Below are 16330 nucleotides of genomic sequence, written 5' to 3' on the forward strand. Positions count from 1 at the left end.
ATGAGGCGTCAGCCGGGCCAGCGCCTGCCCGGGGTGGGCGATGCTGACCTTGGTTCATGCCACTTTATTTCTCAACCATGTTGAATCTCATCGAGGGAACAACTAGCCTCACCAAATCGCCTACCCGAGGGGCGGGCAGGCGATGGCCCGGCGCCTTCGGCTTGTTCCGGGCCTGGGTGCCAGTGATCGACGGCAGCAATGTCCCTCACACCGGTCCCTGACCCAGACCACGCCGATGGTCCGGCTTGGCTCAGAAACGCCTGACGTTCGGGCCAAAATTGCATGACGCGGCTCGTCGACAGGATTCAGGAAATCCGGGTGCATCACGTCAATGCTGCGCGACGTTCCACACCCCGGGGTGACATGAGCAGACATGACCGCCCCGATTTGTCGGCTTTCGCATATCAATGCCGCTTTGCAGATTGACAGCGGGCAGCGCCGTCATTGACCTTTGCCGAAAATCCCTGCCCCGGAAGGCCTGCCCGATGTCCACAGATCCCCTGCTGCAACCCTTCCAGCTCAAGCACCTGACCCTGAAGAACCGGATCATGACCACCGCCCATGAACCGGCCTATGCGCAGGACGGCATGCCCCGGGACCGCTACATCGCCTATCATGAGGAACGGGCAAAGGCGGGCGTGGCAATGGCGATGACCGCCGGTTCGGCCTCCGTCGCGCGCGACAGCCCGCCGGTGTTCAACAACATCCTCGCCTACCGGGACGAGGTTGTTCCTCATACCCGCGACCTGACCGACGCCCTGCACGCCCATGGCTGTGCCGTCATGATCCAGCTCACCCACCTCGGCCGGCGCACCGTCTGGAACAAGGGTGACTGGCTGCCTTCGGTCTCCTCCACCCGCCACCGGGAGGCCGCGCACCGCGCCTTTCCCAAGCTGGTCGAGGATTGGGACATCGAACGCATCATCAACGACTTTGCCGATGCCGCCGAAAGGATGCAGGCGGGCGGCATGGACGGGATCGAACTGGAGGTCTACGGCCACCTGCTCGATCAGTTCTGGTCGCCGCTGACCAACCAGCTGACCGGACCCTATGGCGCCGATACCCTGGAAAACCGCATGCGCTTTCCCATGGATGTGCTGAGCGCCGTGCGCAAACGGGTGGGCAGGGATTTCATCGTCGGCTTCCGCTATACCGCCGATGAGGCACAAAAGGGCGGCATCGACGAAGCGGAAGGGGTCGAGATCACCAAAAGGCTTTGCGCGGACGGCCAGCTTGATTTCCTCAATGTGATCCGGGGGCGGGTCCACAGTGACCCGGCGATGGTCAATGTCATCCCGGTGCAGGGCATGCAATCTGCCCCGCATCTGGATTTCGCAGGCCGCATCAAGCAGATCGCCGACCTGCCGGTGTTCCACGCCGCCAAGATCCCGGACGTGGCGACAGCCCGCCACGCGGTGCGGGCCGGGCTGCTCGACATGGTCGGCATGACCCGCGCGCATATGGCCGACCCCCATATCGTGCAGAAGATCGTGGAAGGGCGCGAAGACGATATCCGCCCCTGTGTCGGGGCCACCTATTGTCTCGACCGCATCTATCAGGCGGGCGAGGCATTGTGCATCCACAATGCCGCCACCGGGCGCGAGCTGACCATGCCGCACCGCATCCCCCCCGCCAGCGCGCGCCGCAAGATCGTGATCGTGGGCGCAGGCCCCGCCGGGCTGGAGGCCGCGCGCGTCGCCGCCGAACGGGGCCATGATGTGACCGTCTTCGAAGCCGCCGCCCTCCCCGGCGGCCAGATCCGACTGACCGCGCAAAGCCCGCGCCGCCGCGACATGATCGGCATCATCGACTGGCGCATGGCCCAATGCATGGCGCGCGACGTCACATTCCACTTCGACACCTGGGCCGAGGCGGCAGATGTCCTGGCGCTGAACCCAGATGTGGTGATCGTCGCCACCGGCGGCCTGCCCAATACGGAGCTTTACGAAACACAAGGCGACCTGCCGGAGGTCGTCACCGCCTGGGACCTGATCGCAGGCGACGTGAAACCGGCGGGCCATGTGCTGATCTACGACGAGAGCGGGGACCACCCGGCCCTGCAGGCCGCCGAAATCGCCGCCATCGCCGGATCGAAGGTTGAGGTGATGACACCCGACCGCACCTTCTCCCCCGAGGTGATGGGGATGACGCTGACGCCCTATCTGAAGAACCTGTCGGACAAGGACGTGACCTTTACCGTCACCCGCCGCCTGCTGGATGTCATCCGCGACGGCAACCGCCTGACCGCGACCATCGGCACCGACTACAGCGATCACAGCTATCAGGCGAGCTATGATCAGGTGGTGGTCAACTATGGCACCCGCCCGCTGGACGATCTCTATTTCGACCTGCGCGCGGCCTCTCGCAATGGCGGCGAAGTCGACCACAACGCATTGATTGCAGGCCGGCCGCAGCAGATCACCCGCAATCCCGACGGCACATTCCAGCTGTTCCGGATCGGCGATGCCGTGTCATCGCGCAACACCCATGCGGCGATCTATGACGCGCTCAGGCTGATGAAGGATATCTGACCGCGCCATCACACAGGATCACGGGATCAGCACGGCGCTGCGGTCGAAACTGGCCATATCCATGCTCAGATCGTCATAGACGATCTGGATCGTGATGCTTTCAACCGCCCCTTCGCGCAAGGACAGATAGGGCAGCCCATCCTCTTCCAGGATCGCATTGGGTGTCGCATATTCCAGGTGACAGGGCGGCAAGGGCCAGTTCTGCATCGCCTCACCGTTCACGGAAATCGCAATGGCGGACAGGCCGCAGCGCCAGCTCCACAGATGGGTGATGTAAAGCAGGTCCTTGCCGCCGTATTGGCGCACAGCCACCCAATTGCCCTTTGTCGCGTTCAGGATCGGCTTGATTTCACCCGCGGTGGTGAACTTGCCGCTGGGGGTCTGCGGCTCTGCCACAAGGCCCGCGGGCACAACCGCCATGTTGAACGGGATCTGCGCGGGTGCCGGGGCTGCGGCAACAGGCGCCGTGGCAGGCGCAGGCGTGGCAGGCACCCCTTCCAGCAGGGTCCCCTGCCCGATCACGACCGATCCCTGCCCGACCGATACGCTGGCAGGTGGCGCAGCCGGTGCCACGGGGGCCGCGGGGGCCGCCGCCTCGGCCACTGCCGTTTCCCTGGGCATGGGTGCGGCCTCCCCGGCCCCATGCGCACCTGCCGCCAAAATGGCAAAAAAGAAATCCAACATCACTTCAATCCCTCACTCCCGGCCCAAATGCCGCCTTTTGCGAAATTGCATATGCCCCTATAGTCACCCCAAGAAAAAACAGGGCAGGTCACAGGGGCAATCAAAGTATGGCACGCAAACCCGTGCAATCGCAAACCTACAACATTGCGGTTGTGGGACAGGCCGGACGGCTGTCCTACGAGGCGCTGATCCTTGCCGCCTCCCTGCGCGAGATGAGCCCGGATTTCAAAGGCCGCCTGCTGGTGATGGAACCGCAACCCGGCCCGCTGTGGAAATCGGACCCCCGGATTCAGACCGCCGACATCCGCGCCGCCCTGACCGACCTCGGGGCCGAGATCATTCCCTTCGACAGCCGGTATTTCGGCAGCAGCTACCCCTATGGCAACAAGATCGAGATGCTCGGCGCCCTGCCAAAGGGTGAACCCTTTGTGTTTTTCGACACCGACACGCTGATCACCGGCGCGCTTTCGGATGTGCCTTTCGATTTTGACCGCCCCGGCGCCTCCCTGCGCCGCGAAGGCACCTGGCCGATTCCGCAGCTCTACGGGCCAGGCTACGCGGGGCTGTGGAAAAGCCTCTATGACAAGTTCGATCTGGATTTCGACAGCAGCCTCGACCTGACCCAGCCCGATGAATACTGGCAGCGCTATCTCTACTTCAACGCCGGGTTCTTCTATTACCGCTGCCCCCATGTCTTCGGCGAAAAGTTCCTGGAATACGCCCTGGCGATCCGCGACAACCCGCCGGTCGAACTCTGCGCGCAAAGCTTCGATCCCTGGCTTGACCAGATCGCCCTGCCGCTGGTCATCCATGCCCTGGGCGGCGGCAAGGACAGCCTGCCGCCGGGCCTGCTGGACGGCAGCATCACCTGCCACTACCGCCTGCTGCCCCTGCTCTACGCCCGCGAAAGCGACCATGCGATCCAGGTGCTGGAACGCGTCACCGCCCCCAACAGGCTCAAGAAGGTGCTCAAGGGCTCCGAAGCGGTCAAACGCATGGTCTACCAAAGCCGCGGCCACAAGGTCCGCGCGCTTTTCGATCAGAACGACCTGCCGCGCAAGGAACAGGCGCTCCGCAACCGGATCAAGAAAAACGGCTTCTGGATTCGCTGATCCGCTTCATTGTTCCCAAAATACACGGCACGCCGTCCCGCATCCGCGCAACGCCGGCGCGATGGGCTCAGGCCCGCCACGGGCACCTGTAATCGCATGCGGCGCAGCCGCGCCTTTTGGTCACGCCTGCGCACCGCCGTCCCCCGCGCCGCTCTCTTGTGTGGCACAGGCCAATCGCTTACCCATGTGGCAAACACCCTTGGGAGAGAGACCATGACCGACGGACCCACCTACGGCTTCGACACGCTGCAAATCCACGCGGGGGCCCGCCCGGACCCGGCCACCGGGGCGCGCCAGACGCCGATCTACCAGACCACCGCCTATGTGTTCCGCGACACCGACCACGCGGCGGCGCTGTTCAACCTGCAGGAAGTGGGCTTCATCTATTCGCGCCTGACCAACCCCACCGTCGCTGTCCTGCAGGAACGCATCGCCACCCTCGAAGGCGGCGTCGGCGCGGTCTGCTGCTCTTCGGGCCATGCGGCCCAGATCATGGCGATCTTCCCGCTGATGGGGCCGGGCAAGAACATCATCGCCTCCACCCGGCTTTACGGCGGCACCGTCACCCAGTTCAGCCAGACCATCAAACGCTTTGGCTGGTCCTGCAAATTCGTCGATTTCGATGACCTCGACGCGGTCCGCGCGGCGGTGGACGACGACACCCGCGCTATCTTTGGCGAGGCCATCGCGAACCCCGGCGGCTATATCATGGACGTCCGTGCCATTGCCGACATCGCGGATGAGGCCGGCGTGCCGCTGATCATCGACAATACCTCCGCCACGCCCTACCTCTGCCGACCCATCGAACATGGCGCGACACTGGTGGTGCATTCGACCACGAAGTATCTCACCGGCAACGGCACCGTCACCGGGGGCTGCGTGGTGGATTCAGGGAAATTCGACTGGTCCGCGAATGACAAGTTCCCCTCGCTCAGCCAGCCCGAACCCGCCTACCACGGTCTGAAATTCCACGAGACCTTCGGCGCGCTGGCCTATACTTTCCACGGCATTGCCATCGGGCTGCGCGACCTGGGCATGACGATGAACCCCCAGGCGGCACATTACACCCTGATGGGGATCGAAACCCTGTCCCTGCGCATGGACCGCCATGTAGCCAACGCCAGGAAGATCGCGGAATGGCTGGAAAAGGACGACCGGATCGACGCGGTGACCTATGCCGGCCTGAAATCCTCCCCCTATTACGAACGCGGGACCAAGCTCTGCCCGAAAGGCGCGGGCGCGCTTTTCACCATCGCGGTCAAGGGCGGCTACGAGGCCTGTGTGAAACTGGTCGAAGCGCTTGAGATCTTCAGCCATGTCGCCAACCTGGGCGATACAAGATCGCTGGTGATCCACTCGGCCTCGACCACGCACCGCCAGCTCAGCACCGAACAGCAGGTTGCCGCCGGTGCGGGCCCCAATGTGGTGCGGATCTCCGTCGGCACCGAGGACCCGGACGACCTGATTGCGGACCTTGATCAGGCGCTCAGCAAGGCGGCAGGCTGACCTGGGCGGCAGGGGCCTGAACCGGGCCCCTGCCCCCTGCCCGACACTCCCGTTGCCGGGAGTGTGGCTTTTCTTGCGCGGGACCCTGCGCTAACCTACGCTGCACCGGGAAGGTGCCCTGTAAAGCGCAGAACCACTGTGTTAAAGTTGTGACGATGAAGCCAGATTTTGCCCTTTCGCTGTCTTTTGAAGGAATTCGGCTGCTGCATCGCGCGGCCGGAGGCTGGCGTATTGTCGGCGAGGTGGCGCTGACCGCCGATGACCTGAACGCAGATCTCGCCGTCCTGCGGAAATCCGCCACCGCGCTGGAACCGGCTGGCCTGCGCAGCAAGCTGCTGCTGCCGGACGCTCAGATCAAGTATCTGACCATCGACACCCCCGGCATGTCCGAAGCGGACCGCCGCGAAGCCGCCCGCGCGGCGCTGGACGGGGCCACCCCCTATGCGGTCTCGGAACTTGCCTTTGACATCAGCCTCGACGGGCCGCGCACCCATGTGGCCGCCGTGGCCCGCGAAACCCTGGCAGAGGCTGAGGCCTTCGCCGTGGAACATCGTTTTCACCCGGTCAGCTTTGCCGCCGTACCGGGCAACAGCCCCTACCTGGGGGAACCTTTCTTTGGCCAGACAGAGGCGGCCTCGGAACTGCTGGAGGACGGCGAAACCGTGGAGGCCGATGGCATCGCCGTCGTCGTGATCGGAAATGTCACCGTGCCGGACGGCCCGGTCGCGGCCGGACCTGCGCCTGCCGCACCGGATGCCGCCGTTCAGAAACCCGACAGGGCGGCGCCGCCTGCCGCCTCCACAGCTGCGCCCGATGACACGGCAGAGGCGCCGACAGCCCCGCCGGCCCGGAAGACGCCCGAACCTTCAGAAGCCCCCCGCACCGCCCCGTCAGAGGCAGAAGCTGAACCGGTTGAGGCCACATCCTCCGAGACGCCAAAGCCTGAGGCAACTGCCGCTGAACAGCCTGCCGCACCGGACGCACCCGCCGCACCGGACGCACCCGCCGCACCGCGTGGCGACGCGACGGCCACATCCCGGAGCGCCCCGCCGCCGCCGCCATCGGAACCCGAAGCAGCAAGACCTGCAGCGGAGAAGGGTGAGGACCGCGCCGTCAAACTGCCCCCGGCCCCGGCACCAACACCTGCCGTGCCGGCCCCGCCGATCGGGGCCGCACCGGTGGTTGTCACGCCGGAGCCCGAAACAGCCAGGATTGCCCCCGCAGAAGACAAGCCGGATGCCGCCGCCTCTGACAGCCCTGCCGATCCGGCCGACGCCAGGGCAGCGCAGGATGTGCCTGTCATACCCTCCCTGCGGGCCGCGCGGGCGGAAAAGGCGACACCTGTTGCCCCCCTGCCGCCGCTGCGTGCGGAACCTGCCGGATTCGCCAGTCGGCGCGGCGGATCGGCGGCGCCCACGCTTGAAGGTGCGCGGCGCGAACCATCGCTCGGCGCGCCCACCGCCCTGCCCACCGGCGAGGATGCGGTGCTCCGGCCGGACAGTTCTTCCTTTGACACACCTGTCCCGAGGCCGGAAGTTACCGCGCCCGCCGCTGCCCCCGTGCCCGCACGCGGTGGTTTCCTGAGCCGCAGGCGCAAAGGGGCATCCGCGCCCGAAAGGCGCATCCCGGCCAGTCCGGCCCCGCAACCCGGCGGCGCAGCAGTATCCGAAGCGGAGCGGATGACCGTTTTTGGTGCCCGCAGGACCGAAGTTGGCGGCAAGCCCCGTTTCCTCGGGCTGATCCTGACGGCGGTGCTGCTGGTGTTCCTGGCCGGTGTCGCGGCCTGGGCCTCGGTCTTCCTTGACGAGGGCATGAGCCTGTCGCGGCTGTTCGGTCCGCGCCCCACGCCGGAAGTGGCCGCGGCCCCGGACACGCCGCTGCCCGAGCAACCCGCGCCCGAAACCAACGACCCGGTGCAGACCGCCGCACTGGACAGCGGCTTGACCGAGGAAGACGGTGCCGTGCTCGACGCCCTGCGCGAGCCCCTGCCCCCGGTCGAACTGGACCTCAGCGAGGCCGAGCTTGAAGCAAAATACGCGGCCACCGGGATCTGGCCCCGCGCCCCCATCGTGCCGCCGGATCCGGCAGGCGAAATCGCAATCGAAGATCTTTACCTGACCAGCATCGACCCGGTCAGCACCGCTGCGGATGCAATTGCCCTGCCCGCGCTGGACAGCCTGCTGACCGACACTGCCCTGGGCGAGGTCGCGAACCCTGCCGCTGCAGGGACCCGCTTTGCCATCGGCGCAAATGGCCTGGTGATTCCGACGTCGGCAGGAACGGTAAACCCCGAGGGCGTCACCATCTATCTGGGCAGACCCGATGTCCTGCCCCCCGATACCATCATGGCCCGCTATCAGCCCCAGACCGCGGAAACCGCAGAGGATGTGCCGGAGCTGAACGTGCTGGCCGCCTTCCGGCCCAGGACCCGGCCCGGCGGGCTGATCGAGAATGCGGAACGTGCGCAGTTCGACGGGTTGACCATTGACGAGCTGAGCCAGTACCGCCCCGCATTGCGTCCGCAATCGGTGCAGGAACAGGCGGCAGAGGCCGCCGCACCGGCGATTGCCCCCGCCGATACCACAGAAGCGGTGGCGCTGGCGCTGGAGACACCCGCACAGCCGACCGCTTTTGAGAACCCGACGAAATTTGCCGTTGCCGCATCGGCCCGGCCCGATACGCGGCCCCGCAACTTTGACCGTATCGTCAAACGTGCCGAACGCACGGCGCCGGCAGAGGAAACCCGCGTCGCCAGTGCAGGCAGCGTGGCACCGCGCACGGTCTCCCCCAGCATTCCGTCAAAGACTTCGGTTGCGAAACAGGCGACGGTCAAGAACGCCATCAACCTGCGCAAGGTCAATCTGATCGGTGTCTACGGGAAGCCCTCGAACCGCCGCGCGCTGGTCCGTCTGGGCAACGGGCGGTACAAGAAAGTTGTCGTGGGCGACCGGATCGACGGTGGCCGCGTCTCTGCCATCGGGGATGCCGAACTGCGCTATACCAAGGGTGGCCGGTCTGTCGTGCTGACCATGCCAAGAGGCTGAGAAGCTGAAAGGGGCAGCGCCCGCAGGCCCGCCCCCTCTGCTCATCATTCCGGATTGCGCCGCTCAGGAGGCTTTCAGTTCGCCGCTGTCGAGCTGTTCCTGCTCGATGCTTTCGAACAGCGCCTTGAAGTTGCCTTCCCCAAATCCGTCATCGCCCTTGCGTTCGATGAATTCGAAAAAGATCGGGCCGATCACGGTTTTCGAGAAGATCTGCAACAGGATGCGGGTTTCGCCGCCATCCACCACGCCTTCGCCGTCGATCAGGATGCCGTGTTTCTGCATCCGCTCCAGCGGTTCCTCGTGGCCGGTCACGCGGTCCTTGCTCATCTTGTAATAGGTCTCGGGCGGGCCGGGCATGAACTGCACGCCCTTCTCCGCGATGGCGTCGGTCGCATCGTAGATGTTGCGCGCGCCAACGGCGATGTGCTGAATGCCTTCGCCCTTGTATTTCTTGAGATAGGCCACGATCTGGCCTTTCTCATCGCGGTCCTCGTTGATCGGGATGCGAATCCGGCCACAGGGCGATGTCAGCGCGCGGCTGGTCAGCCCGGTGAACTTGCCCTCGATGTCGAAAAAGCGGATTTCGCGGAAGTTGAACAGATCGCCGTAGAACTTGAACCAGACGTCCATGTTGCCCTTGAACACATTGTGGGTCAGGTGATCGAGATAATAGAACCCGACACCTTCGGGCTTGGACGTGGCAATCCAGTCGTATTCCCAGTTGTAGGGCGAGGTGTCGTAGTATTGATCCACAAAGTAGAGCAGCGAGCCGCCGATCCCCATGATTGCGGGCACATCCAGCACCTTGCCGTCGCCGGTATATTCCTCGGCCCCATTGGCGAGCGCATGCGCAAGCGCCCGTTTGGCATCGACCACACGCCAGCCCATTGACGGGGCGCAGGGGCCGTGTTCGGCCACGAACCGGGCGGCAAAACTGTCGGGATCGGCGTTCAGCACATAGGTGATGTCACCCTGCTGCCAAAGCTCGATCTTCCTGGTCTTGTGGTTGGCCACATGGGTATAGCCCATGCGGGCAAAGAGATCGCGCAGTTCCTGCGGATTCTCCGATGCGAATTCGACAAATTCGAAACCGTCGGTGCCTGCGGGGTTCTCGGCGGTGATTCTGGATTTCGGTGCGTCGTGCGGGAAAGGTCCCATGAGAAGCCTCCTCAACAAATGTGGAACTGTTGGGCTCAGGATAAGTTCCGATGCCTGCCAATGCTGCGCATAATTGGGGAAGGTTCTGGTAATTTACACATAAATACCGCATGATACCTGTATTCCACGCGGGAAATGCGCATCATGTTGGATGATATCGACACAAGACTGCTCGCCGCCCTGCAGCGCGACGCCCATCTGACGGCGCAAGAGCTGGGCGAGACGCTGAACCTGTCGCCCTCGCAGGCAGGCAGGCGGCGGCAGCGGCTGGAAAGCGAAGGCTATATTCAGGGCTACACCGCCCGGCTGGATCCCGTTCGCCTGGGCCTGAACGTGCAGGGGTTTGTCCAGGTCCACCTGGGCACCCATGGTCCCGACCATTCACGCAGTTTTGCGCGACTAATGGCCAGCCGTGCCGAGATTGTGAGCGTCTGGACCATGACGGGGGATGCGGATTACCTGCTGCGTGTCTATTGTGAGGACTTACCCAGCCTGAACCGGCTGATTCACGAGGTCTTGCTGCCGCATCCGGCTGTATCCAGGGTGCACAGCCAGATCGTGATGGACCAGCTCAAACGCGATGGGCCTCTGCCCACCTGAACCCTTTTGAAAGGACCCACATGGAAGGCTTCCTGTTCCAGGCCTCGATCTATCTTGCAGCTGCGGTGATCGCGGTGCCCATCGCCGCCCGTCTGGGGCTGGGGTCGGTGCTGGGGTATCTGGCGGCAGGCATCCTGATTGGCCCGGTGCTGGGCCTTGTCGGGTCCGAGACCAAGGATCTGCAGCATTTCGCGGAATTCGGCGTGGTCATGATGCTGTTCCTCATCGGGCTGGAGCTGGAGCCGCGCGCCCTGTGGGACATGCGGCACAGGTTGCTGGGGCTGGGCGGGCTTCAGATCATCCTGACCTCGGCGGCCCTGATGGGGGTCGCGATGTCATATGGCCAGCCCTGGAACGTGTCGCTGGCAGTGGGGCTGACGCTGGCACTGTCGTCGACCGCCATCGTGTTGCAGACCCTGTCCGAGAAGAACCTGATGCAGACCGGCGGCGGGCGCAGCGTCTTTTCGGTGCTGCTGACCCAGGATATCGCGGTGATCCCGATCCTGGCGCTGCTGCCCCTGCTGGCCAGCGGCAGCATCGGTGGCATCCTGCCGGACGGGTCGATATCGCTTAACCCCGAGCAGGTGGATGCGGCCCATGGCGCCGAAGCGGGCGATCACGGCCCAGCCGCTGCAACGGCGGCCTTCGATTTTGTCCAGGGCCTGCCGGGCTGGGGCATCACGCTGGTCACCATCGGCGCGGTCCTGTCGATCATCATTGTCGGCGTGTTCTTTACCCGCCCTGTCTTTCGCTTCATCCATTCCGCCAACCTGCGCGAGATGTATACCGCGCTGGCCCTGCTGATCGTTGTCGGCATTTCCTTTCTGATGATGCTGGTGGGCCTCTCCCCCGCCCTTGGCGCCTTTCTGGCGGGTGTGGTTCTGGCCTCGTCCGAGTTCCGCCACGAGCTGGAGACCGACCTTGAACCCTTCAAGGGCCTGTTGCTGGGCCTGTTCTTTGTCACCGTGGGGGCCGGGATCAATTTTGAACTGCTGTTCAGCAAGCCGATCCTGCTGGTGGGGATGGCGGTGCTGGTGATCGTGGTCAAGGGGCTGATCCTGGGCGTGCTGGGGCGGATCTTCCGGCTCAGGGGACGGGACCAGTGGCTCTTTGCCCTCAGCCTCGCGCAGGCGGGGGAATTCGGCTTTGTGCTGGTCAGCTTTTCGGTCGCCACCGGCGTCATGCCGGGCGCGATTGCAGAGACCCTGCTGCTGGTGATCGCGCTGTCGATGCTGATCACGCCGCTGCTGTTCATCCTCTATGACCGGATCAGCCGGCGGATGGACGTCAAACACGGGCCCCTGACCCCCGATGAGATCGACGAATCCGGGCCGGTGATCATTGCGGGCATCGGACGCTTCGGCCAGATCGTAAACCGGCTGGTGCAGGCCAGCGGATTCCAGACCGTGGTACTGGACCACAACCCCGATACGATCGCGGTGATGCGCCGCTTCGGGTTCAAGGCCTTTCTGGGGGACCCCACCCGCCCCGATATCCTGCGCAAGGCGGGTCTGCGCGAGGCCAGCGTGCTTGTGGTCGCGCTGGACGACCAGAAATCGGCCTTGCAGCTGATCGCCTATGCCCGCAAGGAACGGCCCGATCTGCATATCGTCGCCCGTGCCCATGACCGCACCGACGTCTACCGCCAGTATCAGGCCGGGGCGGATGACATCGTGCGCGAGATGTTCGACAGCTCGCTGCGGGCCGGCCGCTATGTGCTGGAAAACCTCGGCCTGTCGGAATACGAGGCCGCCGAGGCGCAGCGCATGTTCTATGCCCATGACCGCAAGTCGGTGCGCGAACTGGCCGCGCTCTGGCGTCCGGACATCGACCCCTCGCAGAACAAGGCCTATGTGGCCCGCGCGAAGGAGCTGCAGAAGGACCTCGAAACCGCCTTTCTCAACCGCGTCGACCACGAAGAGAAGAAGCGCGCTTAAAAAGCGATCCGGGATATACTTGGATCACTTGTTCGCTGCCTCTCCCTTCGGTCGAATGCGAAAAGTGATGTGCGGTGTTGCAGGTTTGTCCCGATACGCTGTGGGTGTAAGCAAACCGGGCGTTGTGTCACATCCCTGGGCCAGAGCGCGGCGCTACGTCCGATGGTCGAGGCGGGGCCAAGCGGTCTTCGTGAGAATGCAGCGAAGGTCGGGATTGAGCCGCCTCCACCGCCGACATCAAGCACAAGCCGGGCCGTCGCCTGCCCGGGGTGGGCGATCCTGACGTCTGTCCATGCCACTTGATTTCTCAACCGTGGTGATACCTCTCAGAGTATCACCCAGTCTCACCAAATCGCCTACCCGTCATGCCAAAGGCATGCCGACGATCAACGGCGCACCTTCGGTGCGACGGGCGGGCAGGCGATGGCCCGGCGCCTGCGGCTTGTTCCGGGCTTTGGTTCCCTGTGATCAAGCGGCAGTTTTGTCCAGCACAGCAGACCCTCGCGCACCCCGCGTCGAAAGGCCGGTTTGGGTCAGAATTGCCTGGCACTTCATTCTAAAGCAGCGTCAGGTGAGTCTGGTCTTTCCGAAAGGGCCATCGGCGCAGGTTCCCCCCGGTTCAGCCGTCGCTGACACCTGCCTGAGCAAAGGTTGCCATCCCGCCATGGCAGGCCAGCGCCGCTTTCAGCACGGAAATCGCAAGCGTCCCGCCGGAGGCTTCGCCCAGCCGCAGGCCCAGCTGTAGCAGCGGCTCCTTGTTCAGCGCCTGCAACAGACGCGCGTGACCGCCTTCGGCACTCAGATGGCCTGCAACGGCGTGATCCAGCGCTCCAGCCCGGGTATGTTCCAGACACAGCGCCGCCGCACAGCAGATGAAACCGTCCAGGATCACCGGAATGCGCAGGCTGCGCGCCCGCGCCATCGCGCCGGCCATCCCGGCCAGCTCGCGCCCGCCCAGCCGGCGCAGGGTCTCCAACCCGTCACCCTGCCCGCCATGCAGCGCCACGCCCGCGCGCACCACTTCCGTCTTGACCGCCAGCGCCGCATCACCGACCCCGGTGCCGCGCCCGGTCCACTCCGCCGCATCGCCGCCCAGCAGCGCGAGGGCAAGTGCGGCCGCACTTGTGGTATTGGCAATGCCCATCTCGCCCACCACCAGCAGATCGGCGGTGACATCCACCGCATTCCAGCCTGCGGCAAGCGCCGCGACCAGTTCGGCCTCCGTCATCGCAGGACCTGCGGTGAAATCCGCCGTGGGCCGGTCGAGGTCCAGCGGCACCACCGTCATCGAGGCCCCCGCCACCCGCGCCAGCTGGTTGACCGCCGCGCCGCCCGCCTGAAAGTTCAGCACCATCTGGCCGGTCACTTCCGCCGGAAAGGCCGACACCCCGCGCGCCGCGACCCCGTGATTGCCCGCAAAGACAATGACCTGGGGCGCTGCAATCTCGGCCCTGTCGCCGCCGCGCCAGCCGCGATACCACAGGGCCAGATCCTCAAGACGGCCCAGCGATCCCGGCGGCTTGGTCAGCTGTCCGTTGTGATCCGCCGCTGCCGCAAGGGCCACCTGGTCAACGCCCTCAGGCGCGGCCAGAAGGTCGCGGAACGCAGAGAGACTTGCAAAAGGCTGGGTCATGGGCATGCTCGGCTTGAATGATGAATTGCCCCTGTCTATCGACAGCGCCTGAGCGCGGAAAGGGCACAAGGGGCGGAATTTTGGATAGAAGCGACATTCCCGGAGGGCGGCAGGCGTTTCAGCCCCATGACCTTGTCATCGCGCTGGGGCTGCTGACCCGCCTGCCCCTGCCTGCGCAGGCCTTTGCCGCATCGGGCAGCCGCCCGCCCGCACAGGCCGCCTGGGCCTATCCGCTGGTCGGTCTGGTGGTTGCTGTCGCGGCTGTACTTGTGGCCTGGCTGCTGGGTGGTCTTGGCCTGCCTGCCCCGGTGCAGGCGATGTTCGTGATCGCCGTCACCGTGGTGCTGACCGGCGCCATGCACGAAGATGGGCTGGCCGATTGCGCCGATGGCTTCTGGGGCGGCTGGACCCGGGAGCGGCGGCTGGAGATCATGAAGGACAGCCAGATCGGCACCTATGGGGTGATCGCCCTCGTGCTCTCGCTGGTGCTGCGCTGGCAGCTGATCACCATGCTGATCGACGCAGGGGCGCTGACAGCAGCGCTGATCCCGGCGGCAATGATATCGCGGGCTGCCATGGTCTGGACCATGGCGCGCCTGCCGCAGGCCCGGGACAAGGGCTTGTCGCGGCAAACCGGCATCCCCGCACCGCCTGCCTTGATGGGCGCAGTTGCCATCGGGTTATGCGCGGCCCTGTTCACCGCAGGATGGTTCGCAACGATCCTTGTCAGCATCCTGCTGACCTTCGCGACGGGCCTGCTGGCACGGGCCAAGATCGCGGGCCAGACCGGTGATGTGCTGGGGGCCACACAGCAGATTGTCGAAATCGGCTGCCTGCTGTCGATCAGCGCCTTTGCCCTGAGCTGAAAAGCAAAACGCCGCGCCCCTGATGGGACGCGGCGCAGTTCTTGAATTCAAATGGAATCAGGCCGCGACGCGGCTGTCCAGCACGTCGCCAACCTGCTTGGCTGCGGCGTTTTCATCGCCACCGCTGACGGCGGCCACTTCACGGGTCAGACGCTCAAGCGCCGCTTCATAAAGCTGGCGCTCGGAATAGCTCTGCTCGCGCTGGTCGTCGGTCCGGTGCAGGTCGCGCACGACCTCGGCAATCGCGATCAGATCGCCGGAGTTGATCTTTTGCTCGTATTCCTGCGCCCGGCGGGACCACATGGCGCGCTTGACCTTGGCCTTGCCCTTGAGGGTCTTCATGGCATGGGTGATCACGTCAGGCGAGGACAGCGCACGCATCCCGATCTCGGTTGCCTTGTGAGTCGGCACACGCAGGGTCATCTTGTCTTTCTCGAATGAAATCACGAAGAGCTCCAGCGAGATGCCGGCGACTTCCTGCTCCTCGATCGAGATGATCTGCCCGACGCCATGGGCGGGGTAGACAACAAACTCATTGGGGCGGAAATCAAGCTTTTTCGATTTGGTCATGTGGCGGCTCCTGAAGCGCGGGGATCTCCCGCTGTTGATTGCAGTGCTGAACCGACGGTCAAACGCGCATCCGGCTTGCGGCTGTTTCCTGCCACATCCGGCTGCGCTTGATCGTGGAATGGTGTTTTAAACCCCTGATGGCGGCATAATATTTGAACGTCCGCATCCGAAGAGATTGACCGTCATTGTCAGCGTTGCTGCATCATAGCACAAAAAAGGGGCATCCGAAAGATGACCCTTGGTAACATTGACGCGCGCCTTTAAATAACAACGGATTACGGGCATTTCTTCATGTTGCAGGTGAAGAAACTTTGCGAATCACCCGCCCTCGCCGGGTCTTTCGGAGAAATACTTCTCCAGCTTGCCGGTCTCGCCGTCGCGTTCCTCGGCTTCGGGCAGCGGATCCTTCTTGGTGATGATCACCGGCCAAAGCTCTGAATACTTTCGGTTAAACTCCACCCACTTTTCCATGTCCGGCTCCGTGTCCGGGCGGATCGCGTCGGCGGGGCATTCCGGTTCGCAGACGCCGCAGTCAATGCATTCATCGGGGTGGATGACCAGCATGTTCTCACCCTCATAGAAGCAATCCACCGGACAGACTTCGACGCAGTCGGTGTATTTACAGGCAATGCAGGCATCGTTGACGATATAGGTCATGCGGGGATCTCTGTCAGGGTCGCTGAGGGTCT

The 16330-nt window shown here is 64.4% G+C and carries 12 protein-coding genes; 7 read left to right on the forward strand and 5 right to left on the reverse strand.

Translation table 11 applies throughout. The features are described 5' to 3' along the window. Positions 1–485: 485 nt before the first annotated feature. A complete protein-coding gene (locus O4H53_RS16165) occupies positions 486–2531 on the forward strand; it encodes an NADH:flavin oxidoreductase (protein ID WP_269365396.1) in 2046 nt (681 codons plus the stop codon). A gap of 18 nt (positions 2532–2549) precedes the next feature. Here the strand turns inward: O4H53_RS16165 and O4H53_RS16170 are convergent, their stop codons facing one another. Beyond that, positions 2550–3215, reverse strand: a complete 666-nt coding sequence (locus O4H53_RS16170) for a hypothetical protein (RefSeq protein WP_269365398.1) — start codon at positions 3213–3215, stop codon at positions 2550–2552. Positions 3216–3322: 107 nt separating this feature from the next. On the opposite strand from O4H53_RS16170, the gene O4H53_RS16175 reads away from it, so the two are divergent. From O4H53_RS16175 to O4H53_RS16185, 3 genes are all read left to right on the forward strand, one after another. Further along, a complete protein-coding gene (locus O4H53_RS16175) occupies positions 3323–4327 on the forward strand; it encodes a hypothetical protein (RefSeq protein WP_269365399.1) in 1005 nt (334 codons plus the stop codon). Positions 4328–4540: 213 nt separating this feature from the next. Further along, positions 4541–5833, forward strand: coding sequence for an O-acetylhomoserine aminocarboxypropyltransferase/cysteine synthase family protein (locus tag O4H53_RS16180; RefSeq protein ID WP_269365401.1), 1293 nt, complete (start codon positions 4541–4543; stop codon positions 5831–5833). A gap of 155 nt (positions 5834–5988) precedes the next feature. Then, entirely contained in the window at positions 5989–8877 is a 2889-nt protein-coding gene (locus tag O4H53_RS16185; RefSeq protein WP_269365403.1) for a hypothetical protein, read from the forward strand. A gap of 63 nt (positions 8878–8940) precedes the next feature. Here the strand turns inward: O4H53_RS16185 and hppD are convergent, their stop codons facing one another. After that, the gene (hppD, locus tag O4H53_RS16190; protein WP_269365404.1) at positions 8941–10035 is read right to left on the reverse strand and encodes a 4-hydroxyphenylpyruvate dioxygenase; all 1095 of its coding nucleotides are present in this window, start codon (positions 10033–10035) and stop codon (positions 8941–8943) included. A 144-nt stretch (positions 10036–10179) separates the two neighbouring features. Between hppD and O4H53_RS16195 the strand changes: the two genes are divergently transcribed. Continuing rightward, positions 10180–10635 carry an Lrp/AsnC family transcriptional regulator gene (locus O4H53_RS16195; RefSeq protein WP_114273478.1) on the forward strand — a complete coding sequence of 152 codons (456 nt, stop codon included), beginning with the start codon at positions 10180–10182 and terminating at the stop codon, positions 10633–10635. 20 nt (positions 10636–10655) lie between these two features. Next, entirely contained in the window at positions 10656–12572 is a 1917-nt protein-coding gene (locus O4H53_RS16200) for a cation:proton antiporter domain-containing protein (protein WP_269365406.1), read from the forward strand. A gap of 619 nt (positions 12573–13191) precedes the next feature. On the opposite strand, the gene cobT is transcribed toward O4H53_RS16200, so the two are convergent. Beyond that, positions 13192–14205 carry a nicotinate-nucleotide--dimethylbenzimidazole phosphoribosyltransferase gene (cobT, locus tag O4H53_RS16205; protein WP_269365408.1) on the reverse strand — a complete coding sequence of 338 codons (1014 nt, stop codon included), beginning with the start codon at positions 14203–14205 and terminating at the stop codon, positions 13192–13194. An 80-nt stretch (positions 14206–14285) separates the two neighbouring features. Here cobT and cobS point away from each other — a divergent pair, with 80 nt between their 5' ends. Further along, positions 14286–15071: an adenosylcobinamide-GDP ribazoletransferase gene (cobS, locus tag O4H53_RS16210; protein WP_269365410.1), complete on the forward strand. Its 786-nt coding sequence runs from the start codon at positions 14286–14288 to the stop codon at positions 15069–15071. 57 nt (positions 15072–15128) lie between these two features. On the opposite strand, the gene O4H53_RS16215 is transcribed toward cobS, so the two are convergent. Next, positions 15129–15641, reverse strand: coding sequence for a CarD family transcriptional regulator (locus O4H53_RS16215; RefSeq protein WP_067289183.1), 513 nt, complete (start codon positions 15639–15641; stop codon positions 15129–15131). A 318-nt stretch (positions 15642–15959) separates the two neighbouring features. Then, positions 15960–16298 carry a ferredoxin FdxA gene (gene fdxA / locus O4H53_RS16220; protein WP_269365413.1) on the reverse strand — a complete coding sequence of 113 codons (339 nt, stop codon included), beginning with the start codon at positions 16296–16298 and terminating at the stop codon, positions 15960–15962. Between the last annotated feature and the right edge of the window lie 32 nt (positions 16299–16330).

Source organism: Sulfitobacter sp. G21635-S1 (genome assembly GCF_027213915.1).
Lineage (GTDB): Bacteria > Pseudomonadota > Alphaproteobacteria > Rhodobacterales > Rhodobacteraceae > Sulfitobacter.